General features: G+C 70.8%; 17 protein-coding genes and 7 pseudogenes. 13 read left to right on the forward strand and 11 right to left on the reverse strand.

Annotation, left to right across the window (positions count from 1 at the left end; genetic code table 11):
- Positions 1 to 66 precede the first annotated feature (66 nt).
- On the reverse strand, positions 67 to 2,433 hold the full coding sequence (locus RWE79_RS37485; RefSeq protein WP_475944992.1) for a glycoside hydrolase family 65 protein: 2,367 nt from the start codon (positions 2,431 to 2,433) through the stop codon (positions 67 to 69).
- Complete coding sequence (locus RWE79_RS37490; protein WP_475944994.1) at positions 2,430 to 3,170, reverse strand: beta-phosphoglucomutase family hydrolase; 741 nt, start codon at positions 3,168 to 3,170, stop codon at positions 2,430 to 2,432. The genes RWE79_RS37485 and RWE79_RS37490 overlap by 4 nt, the downstream gene beginning before the upstream one ends.
- Positions 3,171 to 3,486: 316 nt before the next feature.
- Here RWE79_RS37490 and RWE79_RS37495 point away from each other — a divergent pair.
- A pseudogene (locus RWE79_RS37495) lies at positions 3,487 to 3,699 on the forward strand (GNAT family N-acetyltransferase); the annotation flags it as partial.
- 58 nt (positions 3,700 to 3,757) lie between these two features.
- Here the strand turns inward: RWE79_RS37495 and RWE79_RS37500 are convergent.
- Both RWE79_RS37500 and RWE79_RS37505 read right to left on the reverse strand, forming a co-directional pair.
- Positions 3,758 to 4,993, reverse strand: coding sequence for a PP2C family protein-serine/threonine phosphatase (locus RWE79_RS37500; RefSeq protein WP_475946356.1), 1,236 nt, complete (start codon positions 4,991 to 4,993; stop codon positions 3,758 to 3,760).
- Between the two features lie 376 nt (positions 4,994 to 5,369).
- Entirely contained in the window at positions 5,370 to 5,822 is a 453-nt protein-coding gene (locus RWE79_RS37505; protein ID WP_475944996.1) for a MarR family winged helix-turn-helix transcriptional regulator, read from the reverse strand.
- Positions 5,823 to 5,902: 80 nt separating this feature from the next.
- Here RWE79_RS37505 and RWE79_RS37510 point away from each other — a divergent pair, with 80 nt between their 5' ends.
- Together RWE79_RS37510 and RWE79_RS37515 are read left to right on the forward strand one after the other, a co-directional pair.
- Entirely contained in the window at positions 5,903 to 6,961 is a 1,059-nt protein-coding gene (locus tag RWE79_RS37510) for an ABC transporter permease (protein WP_475944998.1), read from the forward strand.
- A 193-nt stretch (positions 6,962 to 7,154) separates the two neighbouring features.
- Positions 7,155 to 7,724 carry a TIGR03086 family metal-binding protein gene (locus RWE79_RS37515; RefSeq protein ID WP_475945000.1) on the forward strand — a complete coding sequence of 190 codons (570 nt, stop codon included), beginning with the start codon at positions 7,155 to 7,157 and terminating at the stop codon, positions 7,722 to 7,724.
- A gap of 141 nt (positions 7,725 to 7,865) precedes the next feature.
- Here the strand turns inward: RWE79_RS37515 and RWE79_RS37520 are convergent.
- A pseudogene (locus RWE79_RS37520) lies at positions 7,866 to 8,578 on the reverse strand (helix-turn-helix transcriptional regulator).
- 248 nt (positions 8,579 to 8,826) lie between these two features.
- On the opposite strand from RWE79_RS37520, the pseudogene RWE79_RS37525 reads away from it, so the two are divergent.
- The 3 genes and pseudogenes from RWE79_RS37525 to RWE79_RS37535 all read left to right on the forward strand — a co-directional run bounded on the left by RWE79_RS37525 (position 8,827) and on the right by RWE79_RS37535 (position 11,345).
- Positions 8,827 to 9,817: pseudogene (locus tag RWE79_RS37525) on the forward strand (aldo/keto reductase).
- Positions 9,818 to 9,868: 51 nt separating this feature from the next.
- Positions 9,869 to 10,717, forward strand: coding sequence for an aldo/keto reductase (locus tag RWE79_RS37530; protein WP_475945002.1), 849 nt, complete (start codon positions 9,869 to 9,871; stop codon positions 10,715 to 10,717).
- A 361-nt stretch (positions 10,718 to 11,078) separates the two neighbouring features.
- Positions 11,079 to 11,345, forward strand: a complete 267-nt coding sequence (locus tag RWE79_RS37535) for an SDR family oxidoreductase (RefSeq protein ID WP_475945004.1) — start codon at positions 11,079 to 11,081, stop codon at positions 11,343 to 11,345.
- Between the two features lie 19 nt (positions 11,346 to 11,364).
- On the opposite strand, the pseudogene RWE79_RS37540 reads toward RWE79_RS37535, so the two are convergent.
- Positions 11,365 to 11,634, reverse strand: a pseudogene (locus RWE79_RS37540) (MmyB family transcriptional regulator); the annotation flags it as partial.
- A 7-nt stretch (positions 11,635 to 11,641) separates the two neighbouring features.
- On the opposite strand from RWE79_RS37540, the gene RWE79_RS37545 reads away from it, so the two are divergent.
- Both RWE79_RS37545 and RWE79_RS37550 read left to right on the forward strand, forming a co-directional pair.
- Positions 11,642 to 11,830 carry a carboxymuconolactone decarboxylase family protein gene (locus tag RWE79_RS37545; protein ID WP_475945006.1) on the forward strand — a complete coding sequence of 63 codons (189 nt, stop codon included), beginning with the start codon at positions 11,642 to 11,644 and terminating at the stop codon, positions 11,828 to 11,830.
- 73 nt (positions 11,831 to 11,903) lie between these two features.
- Entirely contained in the window at positions 11,904 to 12,254 is a 351-nt protein-coding gene (locus RWE79_RS37550; protein ID WP_475945008.1) for a cupin domain-containing protein, read from the forward strand.
- A 20-nt stretch (positions 12,255 to 12,274) separates the two neighbouring features.
- On the opposite strand, the pseudogene RWE79_RS37555 reads toward RWE79_RS37550, so the two are convergent.
- Both RWE79_RS37555 and RWE79_RS37560 read right to left on the reverse strand, forming a co-directional pair.
- Positions 12,275 to 12,553: pseudogene (locus tag RWE79_RS37555) on the reverse strand (DUF1330 domain-containing protein); the annotation flags it as partial.
- Between the two features lie 183 nt (positions 12,554 to 12,736).
- Positions 12,737 to 13,069 (reverse strand): cupin domain-containing protein, encoded by a 333-nt coding sequence (locus RWE79_RS37560; protein WP_475945010.1) that lies wholly within the window; start codon positions 13,067 to 13,069, stop codon positions 12,737 to 12,739.
- A 71-nt stretch (positions 13,070 to 13,140) separates the two neighbouring features.
- Between RWE79_RS37560 and RWE79_RS37565 the strand changes: the two genes are divergently transcribed.
- Positions 13,141 to 14,121, forward strand: a complete 981-nt coding sequence (locus tag RWE79_RS37565; protein WP_475945012.1) for a GlxA family transcriptional regulator — start codon at positions 13,141 to 13,143, stop codon at positions 14,119 to 14,121.
- Positions 14,122 to 14,143: 22 nt separating this feature from the next.
- Positions 14,144 to 14,284: pseudogene (locus RWE79_RS37570) on the forward strand (hypothetical protein); the annotation flags it as partial.
- Positions 14,285 to 14,344: 60 nt separating this feature from the next.
- Here RWE79_RS37570 and RWE79_RS37575 read toward each other — a convergent pair.
- Together RWE79_RS37575 and RWE79_RS37580 are read right to left on the reverse strand one after the other, a co-directional pair.
- Positions 14,345 to 15,128: pseudogene (locus tag RWE79_RS37575) on the reverse strand (aquaporin).
- Positions 15,079 to 15,465: an ArsR/SmtB family transcription factor gene (locus RWE79_RS37580; protein ID WP_475946358.1), complete on the reverse strand. Its 387-nt coding sequence runs from the start codon at positions 15,463 to 15,465 to the stop codon at positions 15,079 to 15,081. Before RWE79_RS37580 ends, RWE79_RS37575 begins: the two are co-directional and overlap by 50 nt.
- Positions 15,466 to 15,618: 153 nt before the next feature.
- Between RWE79_RS37580 and RWE79_RS37585 the strand changes: the two genes are divergently transcribed.
- On the forward strand, positions 15,619 to 16,074 hold the full coding sequence (locus tag RWE79_RS37585) for an ArsI/CadI family heavy metal resistance metalloenzyme (protein WP_475945014.1): 456 nt from the start codon (positions 15,619 to 15,621) through the stop codon (positions 16,072 to 16,074).
- 305 nt (positions 16,075 to 16,379) lie between these two features.
- Here the strand turns inward: RWE79_RS37585 and RWE79_RS37590 are convergent, their stop codons facing one another.
- Positions 16,380 to 17,009, reverse strand: coding sequence for a TetR/AcrR family transcriptional regulator (locus tag RWE79_RS37590; protein ID WP_475945016.1), 630 nt, complete (start codon positions 17,007 to 17,009; stop codon positions 16,380 to 16,382).
- A 207-nt stretch (positions 17,010 to 17,216) separates the two neighbouring features.
- On the opposite strand from RWE79_RS37590, the gene RWE79_RS37595 reads away from it, so the two are divergent.
- Positions 17,217 to 18,179: a zinc-binding dehydrogenase gene (locus RWE79_RS37595; protein WP_475945018.1), complete on the forward strand. Its 963-nt coding sequence runs from the start codon at positions 17,217 to 17,219 to the stop codon at positions 18,177 to 18,179.
- Between the two features lie 70 nt (positions 18,180 to 18,249).
- Positions 18,250 to 19,164, forward strand: coding sequence for an IS982 family transposase (locus RWE79_RS37600; protein ID WP_475945020.1), 915 nt, complete (start codon positions 18,250 to 18,252; stop codon positions 19,162 to 19,164).
- Positions 19,165 to 19,185 lie beyond the last annotated feature (21 nt).

Here is a 19,185-nt window from a genome sequence, read left to right on the forward strand (position 1 = left end):
ACAGGCGCTGACCGACCGCCGCGGGGTACCAGGTGCGCGGCCCTCGGGGGCGTGGTGGTCCGTCGGTCACAGCCTGATGATTCGCTGCTGATGGGGGCGACCGGGGCGGCGGCCCGGCGGCTGTTCGGGGGCCGGGCGCAGGGTCGCGTCGGGGATGGTGCGGCTCGTGGACGAGCCGGGGGTGAGGGTGAGGACTTCGCCGTGGTGACGGATCGTCATGGACGTGCCTGTCAGCAGGGTGTACGTCGCGGTCCCGGTCCTGATCTCCACCCGCAGGCGGCGACCACGGATCTCCATGTGGAAGGCCAGCCGGCTGAGTCTCTCGGGCAGCCGGGGCGTGAACGACAGCGTGCCGCCGGTGTGCCGCATGCCCCCGAACCCGCAGACCAGGGCCATCCAGGTGCCGGCCAGCGACGCGATGTGCAGCCCGTCCCTGGTGTTGTTCTCCAGGTCGTTGAGGTCCATCAGCGCCGCTTCGACCACATAGTCGTAGGCGAGCTGCTCATGGCAGACCTCCGCCGCGATGACCGCCTGGCAGCACGCGGACAGCGACGAGTCGCGGACCGTCAGCGGCTCGTAGTAGGCGAAGTTGCGTGCCTTGTGCTCGGTGTCGAAAGCCTCGCCGCACGTGTACATGGCCAGCACCAGGTCCGCCTGCTTCACCACCTGCTTGCGGTAGATGTCGAAGTAGGGGAAGTGCAGCAGCAACGGGTACTGATCGGGCCGGGTGGTGGCGAAGTCCCACGGCTGGTGGCCGGTGAATCCCGCGTGCTGCTCGTGCACCCCCAACTCGTCGTTGTACGGCAGATGCATGGTGGCCGCGGCGTCACACCACGCCGCGGTCTCCTCGTCGTCCACGCCCAGCACCGCTGCCTGGTGGGGATGGCGTCCGGCACTGCCGGCGGCCTCACGCAGGTTCCTGGCGGCCATGAGATTGGTGTACGTGTTGTCATCGGTGATCGCGCTGTACTCGTCCGGGCCCGTCACACCGTCGATGTGGAACGCGCCGTGGTGGTCGTGATGTCCCAGCGACATCCACAACCGGGCCGTCTCCACGAGTAGTTCCACGCCACTGGTGCGCTCGAAGTCCTCGTCGCCGGTGGCGGACACGTAGCGGACGACGGCATCGGCGATGTCGGCGTTGACGTGGAACGCGGCGGTGCCGGCCGGCCAGTAGGCGGTGCACTCCGCACCGTCGATGGTCCGCCAGGGGAAGGCCGCTCCGCGCAGCCCGAGTTGCCGCGCCCGGTCCCGGGCCGCCGGCAGCGTGGTCTGCCGCCAGCGCAGCGCCTCGGCGACGGCACGGGGCGAGGTGTAGGTCAGCAGGGGCAGGACGAAGGTCTCGGTGTCCCAGAAGGAGTGACCGTCGTAGCCGGTGCCGGTCAGCCCCTTGGCGGGGATGGGTCGCTGCTCGGCGCGGGCACCGGCCTGCAGAACGTGGAACAGGGCGAACCGTACGGCCTGCTGGATCTCCTCGTCCCCGTCGACCTCGACATCGGACCGCGCCCAGAACTCGTCGAGGTAGCGGCGCTGTTCGTCGACCAGCCCCTGCCAGCCGGTGCTGCCGGCCGCGGCGAGCGCCGCCTCCACCTGATCCCTGACCGCCGGCAGGGACCGGATGTGTGACCAGCCGTAGGCGACGAGCTTGTCGATGCTCAGCTTCTGACCCGGCGCCAGCACGGCCGTGACCGTCAGACGTGCGACGTCGCCGTTGCTCTCGCTGCTGGTCTGTGTCCGCTCGGGCCCCCGTACGGTGTGGTCTGCGGCGGCCGCGACCCGCAGTCCGCTGCCGCGCGTGCAGTGGATCAGCCGAAGGCGGCTTCCCATCGCCACGTCCTCCTCCGCGTCGAGCGGCGATTCCAGTGCCACGGCGGCGCGGGGATCGCCCGCGACCGTGGGGAGTTGCTCGTTGGCGACGAGTTCGGACTGCACCACGACCCGCACCGGGGTGTCGGTGGCTTCGACCTCGTAGGCGACGGCGGCGATGGAGCGCTGCGTGAAGGAGACCATCCGCGTGGAGCGCACCCGGACGGTGCGGCCCGCCGGCGAGGTCCACGTACAACGGCGGTGCAGCAGACCGGCGCGCAGGTCCAGCACCCGCTCGTGGCTGTGGAGCTGACCGTAGCGGAGGTCGAAGGGCTCGTCGTCGACCAGCAGCCGCAGGATCTTGCCGTTGGTGACGTTGATCGCGGTCTGGCCGGACTCGGGGTAGCCGTACCCTCCTTCCGCGTAGGGCAGCGGGTGCAGCTCGTGGAAGCCGTTGAGGTAGGAGCCGGGCAGCCCGTGGGGCTCGCCCTCGTCAAGGTTGCCGCGCCAGCCGATATGGCCGTTGGAGAGCGCGAAGACCGATTCGCTCTGCGGCAGGAGATCCAGCTTGAGCGGCATTTCCTTGAGGGCCCAGGGATCGACGGCGAAGCAGGTGTCCGTGATCATCCCTGACGCTCCAGTTCCGCGAGGTCCCGTACGACGATGTGCGCGCCGTGGGCGCGCAGGGCGTCCGCCTGTCCGACCCGGTCGACCCCGACGACGTAGCCGAAACGGCCCGATCGCCCCGCGTCCATCCCGGCGAGCGCGTCCTCGAAGACCGCGGACGCCCGGGCCTCCACCCCCAGGTCACGGGCGGCGGCCAGGAATGTGTCGGGGTGCGGTTTGCCGGGAAGCCCGCGCTCCGCGGCCACCACGGCGTCGATGCGAACGTCGAACAGCGCCTCCGCCCCGACCGACACCAGGATGTCCCGGCAGTTCGCGCTGGAGGACACAACGCCGGTCTTCAGGCCGCGCTGCCGGACCGTCCGTATGTAGTGCATGGTGCCCGGGTACGCCTCGACGCCGGTGGTGCGGATCTTCTCCAGCAGCAGAGCGTTCTTGTGGTTCCCCAGCCCGTGCACCGTGTCCTCCTCGCCGTCGTCGTCCGGGGAACCCTCCGGAAGCGCGATACCGCGCGAGGCGAGGAAAACGCGCACCCCGTCGGCGCGCGGCCTCCCGTCCACGTACTCGTCGTAGTCCCGGGCGGCGTCGAACGGCGTGAAGCCGGATCCGTCGTGCCGCAGGAGGAAGTCGTCGAACGTCTGCTTCCACGCGGCCGCATGCACCGTGGCTGTCCTGGTGATGACGCCGTCCAGATCGAACAGGCACGCTTCAATCGATTCCGGCAGACCAAGCTGCGTCATGGAGGGCACCCTCTCCCGGAACCCGACCGGCTCGGCAGAGGGCACTGCGACGCCGGCCGCTCCGCGCTGGGGGCCTCCTGCGGCGTGCGGTTACCTTCTGGCAGCGCCCGTGCCCGTGATCCACGATCCTCCCGGTTCCTGCCGGGCGCAACAGAGCGGGCGCCGACGCACGCGGGCGACCCTAAGATCAGTTACGGGACAGCCCTTCCCCGCCGACAAGAAGACCGGCACACCCATGAAGGCCGTGGCCCGACCCCTCGTCTGCCGGCTGCTCGGGCGATCGTCGGACTCGCGCGAGAGCAGGACGTCCCAGAAGGGCGCCGGTCGTGCGCTGATGGCGGAGGCGACACGTAGGTTCGTGCAGGGGCCGGGCGGCATTGAGGTGGTCACCTTCGGGGCCGACCATCCCGGCGCCGTGGCCAGCGGCGCACGCGTCTTCTACGAGTGTCTCGGTTTCGCCCCGGCCGAGGCCGCCGGTCCGGGCCCGGAAGGCGGTTCACGGCAGATCTATCGCCGGGCCGTCGGCTGATCAGGCGAGCCACGGGCGACTTGGAGCAGGTCCCGGCCCATCTGGACCGGTCACCCGTTCAACGACCGGGAGCGCGCCGCCCGTCCTCGGGGTGAGAGGCGTCGGCGAGGTCGGCGCCGGTGTCGGCGTCGCGTTGGGAGTGGCCGGTGCCGTGCCAGTCCAGGCACATGACGGTGGCGTCGTCCTGCAGGTGGCCGTGGTGGGCGTCGGCGATCGCCGCGATGAGGGTGCGGGCGGCTTCGCGGGGGTGGAGTTCGCGGGTGTGGATGATCAGGTCGGACAGGTCGAGGCTGTGGGGGTTGCGTTCCAGCATGCCGTCGGTGAGCATGACCAGCCGGTCGCCGGGTTGCAGGTCCAGCGATTGGACGCGGTAGGTGTGGGGGATCTGGAAGCCGAACGGCAGATCGATTTCTGGAACGATTTCCTGGACGTGTCCGTGGCGCATGCGCAGTGGCCAGGGGTGGCCGGCGTTGATGAACTCGGTGCTGCCGTCGAGCAGGCTGATGCGCAGGAGCTGGCCGGTGGCGTAGCCCTGGCGGCCGTGTTCGCGCATGGCCTGGTCGGCCTGGCGGGCCTGTTCGGCGAGGTCGGCGCCGGCTCTGCGGGCCCGGCGCAGGGCGCCCACCAGGAGGGTGGCCAGTAGTGCGGCCTCGACGTCGTGGCCCATGGCGTCGGTGACGGAGAGCTGGACGGTGTCCCGGTCGATGACGTAGTCGAAGGTGTCGCCTCCGACGTGGTCGGCGGGTTCCAGCGCGCCGGCGACCGCGAACTGGGCGGCCTCGCAGGCCAGCGACGCCGGGAGCAGCCGGTGCTGGATCTCGGCGGCCAGGCTCAGCGGGCTGGTGCGGCGGCCCCACTGGTAGACGTCGGTGAAGGACCGGTTGGCGATGACGATGTATGCCAGGGCGTGCGCGGTCTCGCCGATCTCCCGCATCACCTGCGCGTCGGGCGTGGCGGGCAGGAACAGCTCCAGGAGCCCGATGGCGTCCCCACGGTTGGTCACCGGGGCCACGATCCGCGCCACCGCCCCGGCGCCCATGTCCTCCACGCTCGGCCGCTGGGTGCGGATCACGTCGTCGTACACGGTGCCCCGCAACGAGATGCGCCGGGCCGGCTCATCGGTATCGACGCTGCCCGCCACCCCCAGCCGTACCACCGAACTGCCGGTGAAGTCGGTGATCAGGAACGACACCGACACGGCCCCGAGGTGCTCCTTGAGCATGCACGCGACCACATCGAGCGACTCCACGGGCGCCGCGCTCTCCGCCGCCGCCAGCGTCACCGCCAACGTCATCGCCCCGGCCCGGCGACTCCCGTCCTCGGGAAGACGAGGGGTCTGGCCACCGTCCCCGTCAGGCCCGCGTACGGTCACGGCGACTCCTTGTGCTCGATGGTGCTCCCGGCTCCCTCCCTGGTACGCGAGAGGCCGCTGCGAAGCCCGGTGCCGGGCAGGTCCATTGCAACACGGGTGCCCCCTGAAACGCGCATGCGCCTGTCGGCCGACCGCTCGGCGAACTGTCCACGGCGCCGGCGCGGGTGATCTTGACGGCCGCCTCGCCGTCTTCTGGCACCACGGCGCGCCGAACACCGGGCCGCCTGCCGAGGCCCTGTTTCCCGGCCGCTGTCCGGTCAGGCATTCCCTGGGTGCGGTGTCTCGCTCCACCGGCTTCTCATGGGGCGCTGTCGCCGTCCGTCGCCGCCGGATTCAGTGAGGCCAACAGTTTCAGCAGCAGTGAGTGCACCTGGTCCTGCTCCGTCGGCGTCAGCACTTCCAGAGCTTCGGCGTGGGCGGCATCCACCATGGTCCTGGCTTCCGCCGCGAGTCGCCGGCCCGCTTCCGTGGCGTGCAGTCGGTGCGTGCGCCTGTCGCCGGGGGCGGTCCGGCGCTCAAGAAGTCCCCGCTCCACCAGCCCGTTGACCGCGGTTCCCATGGACTGAGGGGTGATCGCCGTCCTGCGCGCCGCCGTGGCGCTGGAGACGCCCGGATCGAGGGTGGCCTGCGTCAGGGCGTTGTTCTGGGCGAGGGTCAATTGGAAGGGGCGCAGTGCGCGCTCGATCCGGGACGCCATGATCTGGCCGATCTGCCAGGCCACATGGCCGGTGCGCCGGTCGGAAGGGTTCACGTTGTGGACCTTTTTTGTAAGTCAGCTGATTATCGTGTACTAATACTATCAGTTAACTTCTATTCTAGGACTTATCTTCGATGTTGCAGCGCGTCTTCACCCGACAGCCGCACAAGCATGCCCTGGACGTGGCCCATCCGCCGCTCCGCCCCGGGACCTCGCGGGCTGTCGTGCTCCCCGTAGCGGTCGTCCTGCTGATCGGCACCGTGTTCGTCAGTGTCTATCTCGCCGCCTTCCACGCGCCGCGCCCACATGAGCTGCCCGTGGGCACGACGGAGATCGGCACGCACCAGACGCACCTGCGCCAGGACCTCGCGCGCGCCATCCCGGGCGGCTTCACCCTCAAGACCTACCCCGATGAAGCGACCGCCCGGCGGGCTGTCCAGGACAGGTCCGTGTACGCGGCCTACCTCGGCAAGGGAAACCTGCTCTACGGCAGCGCCAACGGAGCCGCCGTCACCGCAACCGTGACCACCGCCTTCGGCTCCGTGGCCCACGCGGAGCACCGTCACCTCTCCGTCGAGGACGTCGCCCCGGCGGCCGCGGGGGACACCCGGGGGCTCTCCGTCTTCTACGCGGCCTTCGGCCTGGTGCTGGCCGGATACCTCTTCGGCATGACGACCTACCAGCTCGCACCCCGGCTCCAGTACCGCTGGCGTATGGCCAGCCTGGCCCTGTTCGGAGTGATCGGCGGCATCGTGATCGCCGTCATCGGCGGAAGCGCGGGCTTCGGCGCGCTGCCCGGCCCCTTCCTGCTGCTTGCCCTCGTCATCGCGCTGATGGGCGCCGCGGTCGGCGCCACGACCATGGTGCTGCTGCGACTGTGCGGACCCGCCGGCGTCAGTCTCGCCTCGATACTCCTGCTGATCCTCGGCAACAGCAGCAGCGGCGGGATCATGCCGCCGGCCTACCTTCCCGCCTGGCTGCGCCCGCTGTCCGAGACCCTGCCCATCGGGGTGGGGGTCCGCGCGATGCAGGGGCTGTCCGGGTTCGAGAACGACGGTCTGGCCCGCGCCCTGGTGATCCTCCCGCTCTGGGTGCTCGCCGCCGCCGCCGTGCTCTACCTGAAGGACGTGTTCCGCCGCGACGCTCCGAGCGGCGTGAGCGACATCGCCGAGCCGCAGCCCGCGGCAGGCTGACGCCGGACGCGTCCGCACCTGGACCCGGCGTTGATGGAACGGGTGCGGGCGCGCGGCCCCGCCTAGCTGCCGGTGCCAGAGGACGGCAGGGGCTCGGGGGACGGACACGGTTTTCTCCGGGCCGCCGGAAAGCCGCCGGAAAGCCGCCGGAAAACATCGGGCAACCTGACGGGTGCCGCCGTAGTCTCCCCCGATGACCATCACATCTGCTCAAGACCTCGCGCGCGCGTACGAAGCCGTCGGCGACCTGATCGCCGAGATCCGCCCCGAGCACTGGGAGGCCCCGACGCCGTGCACGGAATGGAACGTGCGCGACCTGGTCAACCACCTGGTCGGCATGGACCTGGTATTCACAGCCTTGATCGAGGGTGGCCCGATGCCCGAACGCGGGACAGACCTCCTCGGCGACGACCCGGTCGGGGCCTACCGGGCCTCCAGCGCTTCACTGCGGGCCGTGTTCTCCCGTCCCGGGGTACTCCAGCGGAGTTATGCGGGCCCTTTGGGGAGTGCCACGGGCGCCGAGCGCCTGCAGATCCGCCTGTACGATCTGCTCGCTCACGGATGGGACCTCGCCCGGGCCACCGGAATCCCCGCCCGGCTGCCCGAAGACCTTGCAGAGCAGGCCCTGGCGTTCGTTCGGGTCCAGCTCTCCCCCCAGCCCCGAACGGGACGCTTCGCCGAGCCGCAGCCCGTCGAAGAGACCGCTCCGGCCATCGATCGGCTTGCCGCGTTTCTCGGCCGGCCGGTCCTGCCGCGGCTGTGAGACCGATCGCGGGCCGGCGACAGCCGCCCGAAGCCACACCGGTTGATGATCTTGGACGGGTTCCGACGCGGTCGTACGGCCCGAGCCGGGGCGCCGGCCAGGGCCCCGGCGGCCACGAAGCCCGCGGCCGGCCCTGGCCGGTCACCGCCTCTGCTCGGACGGCCGGGGCTCGGGCTGCGTGGCCGTCATGTCGAGCAGGAGCATGGCGTCATGGTCGGGGGTGCCGGGTTGGGCCATGTAGACGCCCATGCGCCGGCCGGGGGTGCCTTCGAGGGCCATGCCCTGGAAGCCCAGGGTGATCCTGCCGACCTGGGGATGCTGAAACGTCTTGGCGGTGTACTTGCGGCCGGTGACCTCGTAGCGCTCCCACAGCCCGGCGAAGTCGGGGCTCTTGAGGAGGAGTTCGCCGACGAGCTGGGTGAGGTCGGGGGCGTCGGGGTCGGTGCCGGCCAGCGGCTGACGATGTAGGCGGGGCTGGGCCGCACCGTCTCCAGCAGCAGCTTCAGGTCGGGACGCACCGTACGGCTCGGAGCCGGCGCGGGCCGGGGCACATAGCGGGCGGCGCGGACCGCCAGGTCGCGCAGATGCTGGTGCTCGGCGTCGTCGAGCCGGAGAGCGCGGGCGAGGGCGTTGACCACGGCGGGGCTGGGCCGGGTCTCCTTACCGCGCTCCAGGCGGGTGTAGTAGTCGATGCTGACCCCGGCGAGGGTGGCCAGCTCCTCGCGGCGCAGGCCAGGAGTGCGGCGTACGCCGGGCCCGGGGGTCAGCCCGGCGCTCCGGGGGCCGGTCTGGGTGCGGCGGGCGCGCAGGAAGCGCCCCAGTTCGTCGCCGCTGCTGTGCTGCTCGGGTGCCATGAAGCCAGTGTCTCCCCGCCGCCACCGTGGCAGGCCTGCGAGGGAGGCCCTGTCACACCCCCGCCGGCCGCTCCCCGGCACACCTCGGCCTGGCTGTCGCCGGCGTACGGCGGCAGGGTGGAGAACGTCGCGGCGCGTCCATCTGGAGCACCGGCCGAGCGGCACTCCCGCCCGGTGGGTACCGCTGCGGACGTCCCGGTCGCGACGACCGGCGGGGGCGGGCAAGGAATGACGAGAGGTGACGAACGATGTTGCACATCAAGCTGGGCAGTCCGGACGTATCCCGTATCGGTCTGGGCGCGATGGGCATGTCCCACGGGTACACCGACTCCGGGACCGACGAGGCGGAGTCCATCCGCACCCTGCACCGTGCGCTTGAGCTGGGCGTCACCTTCATCGACACCGCCGAGATCTACGGCCCCTACACCAACGAGGAGCTGCTCGGCCGCGCCCTGGAGGGCCGCCGCGACCAGGTGGTGCTCGCGACGAAGTTCGGCCTCGTCTCGCATGCCGGTGCCGGTGCCGGTGCCGGTGCCGGGACGCCGGACTCCGGTCCGGCCAACATCCGCACCGCCGTCGAGGGCTCCTTGAAGCGGCTGGGCACCGACTACATCGACCTGTACTACCAGCACCGCGTCGACCCGGACACGCCCATCGAGGAGACCGCCGGGGCAGTGGCCGACCTGGTCGCCGAGGGCAAGGTCCGCGCGTTCGGGCTGTCGGAGGCCGGACCGGACACCATTCGCCGCGCCCACTCCGTCCACCCTGTCGCCGCCGTCCAGTCGGAGTACTCGCTGTGGACCCGTGATCTGGAACAGCGGGTCCTGCCCGTGCTGCGCGAACTGAACATCGGCCTGGTGCCCTTCTCCCCGCTCGGTCACGGTTTCCCGACCGGCACGATCCGCTCCACCGAGGACTTCGAAGGAAGGCGACTTCCGGTACGGCAACCCGCGCTTCACCGGCGAGAACTTCCAGCGCAACCTGCGCATCGCCGACGAGGTCCAGGCCGTCGCCGAACAAGCCGGTGCCACCCCGGCGCAGGTCGCGCTGGCCTGGCTGCTCGCCCAGGGCGACGACATCGCTCCCATCCCCGGCACCAAGCGCGTCCACCGCGTCGAGGAGAACACCGCCGCCGACAGCCTGCGACTGACCGACGAGCAGATGGACAGGCTCAGCAGCCTGCCCCCGGCCGCCGGGGAAACCCACCCGGAAGGCGCCCGGCAGCTGCTTGAGCGCTGACTTCCGACCACCGCCCGCACCCCGCCCGCACCCCGCGTAAGGACCCCCCCCATGCAGACCGTCACCCTGAACAACGGTGTCGAGATCCCGATCCTCGGCTTCGGCGTCTACCAGATCCCGCCCGAGCAGACCGAGCGAGCCGTCAACGACGCCCTCGCCGCCGGCTACCGGTCCCTCGACACCGCGGCCGCCTACGGCAACGAGGAAGCCGTCGGCCGCGCGATCAAGAGCAGCGGCGTGCCGCGCCAGGACCTGTTCGTCACCACCAAGCTGTGGATCTCCGACGCCGGTGAGGACAAGGCCCGGCGCGCCCTGGAGACCTCGCTGCGCAAGCTCGGCCTGGACCATCTCGACCTGTACCTGATCCACCAGCCCTTCGGTGACGTCTACGGCTCCTGGCGCGCCATGGAGCGCGGGCACCGCGAGGGCCTTGTCCGGGCCATCGGGGTCTCGAACTTCCACGCCGACCGGCTCGTGGACCTGATCGACCACAACGAGATCACACCGGCGGTCAACCAGGTCGAGACCCACCCCTTCCACCAGCGCACCACCGATCAGGAACTCATGCGCGAGCGCGGGGTGCAGATGGAGTCGTGGGGCCCCTTCGCAGAGGGCCGTAACAACCTCTTCGCCCACCCGGTGCTCGGCCGGATCGCCACCGCGCATGCCAAGTCCGTGGCGCAGGTCGTGCTGCGCTGGCTCGTTCAGCGCGACGTCGTCGTGATCCCCAAGTCGGTTCGCGCCGAGCGCATGGCGGAGAACCTCGACGTCTTCGATTTCGAGCTCACTGCCGACCAGATGGCGGCCGTCGCCGCCCTGGACACCGGAGGGTCGCTGTTCTTCGACCACCGTGACCCCGCCGTGGTCAGCCGGCTCGGCAACGTCACCCTGAACGCCTGACTCACGCTCCGCGGCCCTCGGCGCACGAGCCGCAACCGCCGTCGAACCGCAGCCGCCGCGGCATCGCCCGTCTCCCCGCCCGGAAGAGGTCACCCTGCGCGCGGCCGACCCGGCGAGTACGCGGGCGTGGATGCCGCCTACCGCGACAAGTACGGGCGCTACACGACCATCGTCGAGCACGTCCTGACCGACCAGGCCCGGGCCTCCACACTCCGCCTGGAGCCGCGCTGAGGTGGAGCCCGGCCCTGGCCCCCCCCCGACGCCCCCGACGCCACTGATGGCGACCTCATCCAGGTCCTCCCCCCGACACAGAGGAGCTCCGCTCATGTGAGCCACCTGCCGCACGCGGCCGACGACGTACGTGTCGAGGACGTCGCCGACCCGAAGATCCAGAATCCTGGCGACGCGGTCGTACGGATCGCTGGACGAGCTGTCCGGGCCCCGCCGCGCGTGGTTCGAGCATGTCCGCGAGGTGTCGGCGGCCGGACGGTTCGGCACGCCCGACGAGGTCGCCGAGGCAGCCGCCTTCCTCCTCGGCCGCCAGGCCGGCTTCATCACGGGTGCCGACCTCCTGATGGACGGCGGCGTCACCGCGGCCCTGCGCACCGGCGAGCTGACAACCCCCTGACCGGCCATGAGCGCGCTCCCTACTCCGGCGGAGCAACGCAGAGTTGCTGGTCGGCGGCCCAGGAGGCGAGGATGCGCAGCCCGTCGTGGGTGGGGGTGCCGACCTCGGCGGTCCAGACAACCAGTTGCTGGTCGGGGTCGGTGCTGGCGGTCAGGGTGTCCCAGTCCAGACGGAGTTCACCGGCGACCGGGTGATGGAGGATCTTCGTGCCGACGCTCAGGGCGGCGACGTGGTGCGCGGCCCACCACTGGCGGAAGTCCGGGTCCTGGACGGACAGCTCACCGACCAGTGTCACGGTGACCGCGCCGGCCGCGCTGTACCGGGGTGAGCAGCTCACCTTCCACCTGCGGCCGGCCCTCGGCAACGGACTGAGCCGCGACGAACCGGCCGAGGCACTGAAGCACCTGGCCTTCTACGCCGGCTGGCCCAACGCCATGGACGCCTTGGGCCACCTCAAGCAGATCACCGCCACGACCGCGAGCTGAACCGGCAGCCCCGACGAACACGCGCCCGCACAAGGCGCCGCCCCCTGCCCCGAGACGAGAGGAACAACGCGAGATGGAGTTCGTACAGCAGCAGGCCACCGGCAAGGGTCCGGAGAACTGGTTCACCGGAGACGTGTGGTTCGACGCCCTCTACGCCGGCACCGAGCCGTCCCGGATGCGCGCCAACATGGTCCGCTTCTCACCCGGTGCCCACACCGCCTGGCACCACCACGCCGTCGGCCAGACCCTCCACGTCGTCGCGGGCATCGCCCTGATCGGCACCCGCGACGGCACCGTCTTCGAGGCCCACCCCGGTGAGACCGTCACCTGCCCGCCCGGCGAAGAGCACTGGCACGGCGCCACCGAGGAACGGGATCCCACCGAGACGGTGCGGAGTGCGGTGGCCGTCGCGGCCGGGTCGTAGCCGGGGGCGACGCCGTCGATCAGCAGGACGTCGCCGTCCATGTGCCGGGTGCACAGAGGGAGCAGTTCCTGGTAGGCCGCCGAGTCGTACCAGGCGCGGGCGTCGGGGAGGGAGGGGAAGGCGATGACGACGAGCGCGCCCGGCCACGTGCCCTCGCGCACTTCGCGTTGCGAGGCCCCGTGGACCAGGAACCGTCCACCGAACGGGTCCAGGGTTGCCTGGATGCGCTCGATGTAGTTCAGGACGTCCTCGGGGATGTGGGCGGGCGGCCGCAGGTTGCCGACGGCGTAGGCGGGCACGGGGACTCTCCTGTTCTTCGGGGGACTCGGAGGATGGCGACCGCGTCGGGATTCTGGCCGGTCTCATGAGCGACCGCGGCAGGCGTACGTCCGGATGGGGCGCGATCACCCCGGCCGGCGGCTGCGCCGGTCCAGGCGCCCGTGGGCCGCTGAGGGTCGCGCCCTCCCCTTGGATGTGCCGCGTCAGTGCGGCGGGACGGTGATCCCCAGCATCCGCGCGCCCGTCTCGGTCCGGGGCCGGTGGCGGCTGCCCGGCGCGTAGACGACGTAGGTGCCCGGCCCGTGGCGTTCGTCTCCCTCGATCACCTCGCCGCTCAGCACGTAGTAGCGCTCCTCGGTGGCGTGCACGTCGACCTCGGGCCATGCGGTTCCGGGGGCGAAGTCGATCAGCCAGCCTCGTGCGTATCCGGTCCCCGGCAGCCTGCGGCGCGTGATTCCGGGGACGACCTCGATCGGTGTGACCTCATCGACCTGGACGGTGGTCTTCAGCGGGCCCGTCTGTGTGGTTTCACTCATGGGGCCACTGTGGCCCGGGCCGGCCTCCCGGTTCGAGAGTCCATAAAGACATCCATGGGTATATTGCTGCCATGACCTCCCACCGGGTGGTGGCTCTGCTCAACCAGCCGCAGTCACCCTTCGAACTCGCCTGTGCCGCCGAGGTCTTCGGCACCGTCCGCGACGAGCTGCCGGTCCGCTACGACTTCCGGGTCTGCGCCGAGCGCCCCGGGCCTGTGCGGACCACCGTCGGCTACACGATGCTCGTCGACGCGGGGCTGTCAGCCATGGAGGACGCGGACACCGTGATCGTCCCCGGCTGGCAGCCGCCCGGCACACCGGTGCCGCTGACCGTGCTGGACGCGCTGCTGGCCGCGCACCGGCGCGGGGTGAGGATGGTCGCCATCTGCACGGGTGCGTTCGTCCTGGCCCAGGCCGGACTGCTCGACGGTCGCCGCGCCACCACTCACTGGCGCCGCACCGCCCAACTCGCCGCCGCTTTCCCCGAGGTGGTGGTGGACGCGGACGTGCTGTACGTGGACCACGGCGACGTGGCGACCAGCGCCGGAACCGGCGCGGGCATCGACCTGTGCCTCCACCTCGTACGTTCCGACCACGGCGCCGCGTATGCCGCCCAGATCGCCCGGAGCATGGTGCTGCCGCCGCACCGCGAGGGCAGCCAACTCCAGTACGCCACGCAGCCCGACCTCGCCAGGCCGGACGAGTCGCTGGCGCCGCTGCTGGAGTGGGCCACCTCCCGGCTCGACACTCCACTGACCCTCGGCCGACTGGCCGACCGCGCGGGACTGTCGAGCCGAACACTCGCCCGGCGATTCGACGAACAGCTCGGCACCAGCCCGGGACAGTGGCTGCTCGGCCGACGTATCGACGCGGCCCGGGTGCTGCTGGAGCAGAGCGACCTTCCGGTGGAGGCCATCGCCACCCGTGTCGGACTCGCCTCGGCGGTCAACCTGCGACGCCGCTTCCGGGCCGCCCTGGGCACCACACCTGGCGCGTACCGACGGACCTTCGGCGAGACCCGCTCAGCACGAGGCACGCCGCTCGGCGCCTGACACCGGCCCCGGCCGGCGTCCCATCGGTGCGTTCCCCGACGCCTCCGTGCTGTCCGGCGAACTCGCCGAGGACATCGAGGGCGGCCAGATCCGGGCCTTGGGGTTCACCGGCGCGTTCGTCGGCCTGTGGGCCTGGGACCTGACCGGACGCGGTGTGCCCGCCGACTTCGACGAGGCCACCTCCACGGGATGCCGTGACAGTTCATCCTCGGGACAGGCTGGTTCAGCGACCGGGGGTGGCAGCGAACTCGTGCTCACCGGCCGGGGCGGTCGCCGGGACGGGGGAGTGGCGGCCGAAGAGCACCGCGACCAGGACCAGCCCGAGGACGGCCCCGGCGAGCTGGGCGGCGACGAAGGCGGGCAGGGAGGCGGGGGCGATCCCGGCGAAGGAGTCGGTGAAGGCCCGGCCGATCGTGACGGCCGGCTTGGCGAAGGACGTCGAGGAGGTGAACCAGTACGCGCTCCCGATCCAGGAGGCCACCGCCACCGGCGCGAAATGCGGCCGCTGGGACCGGGCGAGCCCGAAGATCAGCAGAATCAGGCCGGAGGTCGCTACGACCTCGCCCAGCCACAGGTGCGGCGCCGAGCGGTCGTGAGCCGACCAGGTGACCAGGGGCTGGGCGAACATGGCGTTGGCCAGGACGGCCCCCGCCGACCGCGCCGGCGGTCTGGGCGGGCACGTACGCCGCCAGGTCCCGCAGGGCCGGGCCGTCGCCGGTGCGGCGGCCGGTGAACCAGGCGGCGGCGGAGACGAACGGGTTGAAGTGGGCGCCCGGCACGGGGCCGAACAGCGCGATCAGGACGCCGAGGCCGAAGACCGTGGCCAGGGAGTTGGCCAGCAGCTGCACCCCGACGTCGCGGGTCAGCTGCGTGGCCTGGATACCGGAGCCGACCACGATGGCGACCAGCGCGGCGGTTCCGACGGCCTGGGCGGCAGCCCGGCGCCCAGCGGGGCGGTCATCCGCAGCACCCCGAGCCGGAAACCGGCCCGGTAACCGGCCCGGAATCCGGCCCGGAATCCGGCCCGGAGGCGGCCCCGGACCCCGGGGCGGGGGCCTGGAGGAGGGCGGAGAGCTGGTTGAGGGCGGCGGGCCGGATCCAGTAGTACACCCAGGTCCCGCGACGCTCGGAGCCGACCAGCCCGGCCTCCCGGAGCACCTTCAGGTGGTGGGAGATCGTCGGCTGGGACACGTCGAAAGGCCCGGTCAGGTCGCAGACGCAGGCCTCGCCGCCCTCATGGGAGGCGATCAGTGACAGCAGCCGCAGGCGTACCGGGTCCGCCAGGGCCTTGAACATGCGCGACAGCCCGGCGGCGGCCTCCTCGCCGAGCGGAGCCCGGACCATCGGCGGGCAGCATGCCACCGGTTTTTCCTCGACGGGCATCGGTAGTACCTGATTCGACATACCTCTATGTTGACAGTCATCTAATCCGGTGCCAAGGTCGCATTATATCGACAACCGTCGATGCGCCATCGGATCCATCCCGGGGAGACCGCCATGTCCCGTGCTCAGCTCGCTCTGCGCGTCGCCGACCTGGAGGCGTCGATCGTCTTCTACTCCAAGCTCTTCGGCACCGAACCGGCCAAACGCCGCGAGGGCTACGCGAACTTCGCCATCACCACCCCGCCGCTCAAGCTGGTCCTGATCGAGGGCGCCCCCGGCGAGGAGACCCGCCTCGACCACCTCGGCGTCGAGGTCGAGTCGACCGAGGAGGTCACCGCCGCCACCGACCGCCTCAAGGACGCCGGTCTGGCCACGTTCGAGGAGAACGACACCTCCTGCTGCTACGCCCTCCAGGACAAGGTCTGGGTCCATGGCCCCGGCAAGGAGCCCTGGGAGGTCTACGTCGTCAAGGCCGACGCCGATCAGCTCGGCAGGAGCGCCGTCAACGGCGGCGACGCCTGCTGCGGCACCGGCGAGCAGACCGCCGCCGGATGCGCCTGCGGCAGCTGACGGTTCCCGCCCGACAGGGCGCCGCCGGCCGACCGGAGAGGACAGCGCTCACTGCCGGGTCTCTCCGGTCGGCACACGCCCGGGCGCTGCGCTCCGGCTTTCGCCGAACTCGCTCCGGCCGTTCGATCGGCAAGATCGCGAACCACTGACTGTCCGAGGCGAGCGGTGCCGCCGCACCGTCTCCGGCCTCTTGCGCCCGGTCCTGGAATGACGCCGTCGTCTCCTGCCGGCCGACGTCACCTGGATGATCTATTCCAAGGGGTTCAGTGGTTCGTGCGTCGAGCGTGGGTACCGCTCGCCCACGGTCAGGCGCTGTCCGGTGCTGCGGATACCAGTCGTGCCGCTGGTGGTAGTGGTGCGTGCTGAGGGCAGGCTTCGAACGCCTGGACAGCCAACCCTGCGAAGCGTCGGGAGGCCATGACCTGGGTGTCGGTCGATCTGGTGTGGATCCCCTTGTTGGCCATGAGGATGAGAATGAGGTCGTCCAGGACGAAGTCGGACCGCAGGTGCCCTGCGTCCTTGGCCCGCTGGGCCAGTCCGGCGACCGCTTTCACCGTGTACTCACGGCCCGCGACATCCGGCGCCCCCGGGAAGGTCGACATGAAGGCTTCGCTGAAACCCCGATCCCGCGCGTGCAGCTCACAGATCTTCTCGATCACCAGGCAAAGGCCACGCCACGGATCGGGATCGGCGCACCCGTCGTCGACGATGGTGCGACACGCGCGCAACTGGTCCGCGAAGGCTTCGGTGGCCAGCACCTGCTTGGTCGGGAAGTGACGGTACAAGGTGGCAGGTCCGACCCCCGCGCGCCGCGCGATCTCCCGCATCGGCACGTCCAGGCCGTCGGCGGAAAACAGTGCTCGGGCCGCGTCGAGGATGCGCTCGCGGTTGTCCAGCGCGTCGGAACGCAGGGTGTGAGGCAAACGGTCGATCATGCTCTCACTTTACCTAAACGGACGGGGGTGTCCGTTAGCGTTCGAGACGTAGCAGCTCACCGAGATCATCGGGGCGCACAGCACCGGGACCGAACCCCTGCCGCGCCGTGAACCCCCTCCCGTCGCCGGCGGCGATCGGCGGCGGCGATCGGCGGCGGGTACTGGGCACGAACGCACTTGATCGGTCCGAGAGCATGGGAGACGACATTGAAGGCAATCGCGATCCATACGTACGGAGGTCCTGAAGGTCTGGCTGTTGTCGACCTGCCGGCTCCCGCACCTGCTGCCGGACAGGTGGTGATCGCCACCGAGGCCGTGGGCGTCGGTGGAGTCGACACCATGATCCGAAGCGGGGCCCTGGCCGCCTACGGCTTCAAGGAGGGCCACATCCCGGGCAGCGAGGTGGCGGGCACCGTGACCGCGGTCGGTGACGGCGTCGACGCCTCGTGGATCGGCGGGCGGGTGTGGGCCTTCACCGGCACCGGCGGAGGCTACGTCGAACAGGCCCTCGCGCCGGTCGAGGAGATCGTTCCCCTGCCCGTGAACCTGTCCGCAGTCGATGCGGTGACACTCGGCAGTTCCGGCGTGGTGGCCCACTTCGGGCTCCGCCACGCCCACTTCGCTCCCGGGGAGACGGTCCTGGTGCGTGGTGCGGCCGGCAGCATCGGGATCATGGCAGTGCAACTCGCCGCTCGCGGCGGCGCCGTCGCGGTGGCGGTCACCACCTCCTCGGCCGAGCGAGGCGAGCACCTGCTGCGTCTCGGCGCGACCCACGTGCTGGACCGCTCCGGCGAAGGAGGGGAACAAGCTCCCGCAGGCTATGACGTCATCATCGACGTGGTGGCCGGCAAGGACCTGCCGTCGTTCTTCGACCGGCTCAACCCGAACGGCCGCATGGTGGCCGTGGGCGCTGTCGCAGGCCAGCCACCGGCGGACTTCGGCACGAAGATCATGGCGGCGTTCCAGAAGTCGCTGTCCTTCGCCGCTTTCAGCGCAGCCACCGTCGCCGGAGCCGACCGGCGTGCCCTGCGCAGCGAGCAGTTCGCCGCAGCGAGCCGGGGCGAGATCGAAACAGTGGTGCACGAGATGCTGCCACTGGACGCAGCCGTGCTGGCGCACCAGAAGATGGACGCGGGCGAGGTCTTCGGCAGGATCGTGCTGACACCGTAGTCGAAGGTATCCACGCCGGGATTGCCACGATCCCCTGCGCAGTCGAGGCGAGGGAGTCCAATGTCGGTGCGTGAAGACAGAGTTGGACTTCCTCGCGACCGCGCTTTATGTGAAGACCGATGATCTCCTGAAGGGTTCGCCGCAGTTCGGGCCATGGCGGCCGGCCGTGGGCATTGCGCCGCAGCTCAGCGACGCCGAGCTGGTGACCCTGGCGATGATGCGGGCCATGCTGGGCTTCACCTCCGAGGCGCGGTGGCCGCGGCACGCTCATGCCCACCTGCGGTACCTCTTCCCCTACCTGCCCGAGCAGCCCGGCTACAACAAGCGCCTGCGCAAGTCCGCGGACCTCGTCCGTCACGTGACCCGCACGCTGGCCCGGGACACCACGCTGTGGAGCGACGACGTATGGGTCGTGGACTCCACGCCGGTTGAGTGCGGCCGTTCCCGTGAGACCGTCAAGCCCTCCGACCTGGCCGGATGGGCCCAGTACGGGTACTGCGCCAGTCACACGCGTTACTTCTGGGGACTGCGGCTGCACCTGGTCTGCACACTGCGCGGCCTGCCCGTCGCCTTCGCGCTGACCGGAGCCAAGGCCGACGAACGCGAGACCCTGCTGGACCTGCTCGACGGCGAGTCCCAGCTCACCACAGAGCGCCCTGGCCAGACGCTGATCGGCGACAAGAACTACTTCGGCCACGAGTTCGAACAACGGCTGGCCGAGCTGGGTGTCCGGCTGCTGCGGCCGGCCCGCAAAGGCGAGACCGAGCGGCCCGGATGGCAGCTGTTCAAGCCGCTGCGGCAGGTCATCGAGTCGATCAACGAAACCTTCAAGGGTCAACTCGACCTCGAACGGCACCGGGGCCGCACTCCCGGCGGAGTGGCCGTCCGCGTCCTGCAACGTATCCTCGCCCTCACCGCCGCAATCTGGCACAACGACCACACCGACCAGCCGGTCCTGCGCGCCTTGACCGCCTACGACCACTGAACCCCTTGGAATCGATCATCC

The sequence above is a fragment of the Streptomyces sp. RLA131 genome, assembly GCF_056270125.1.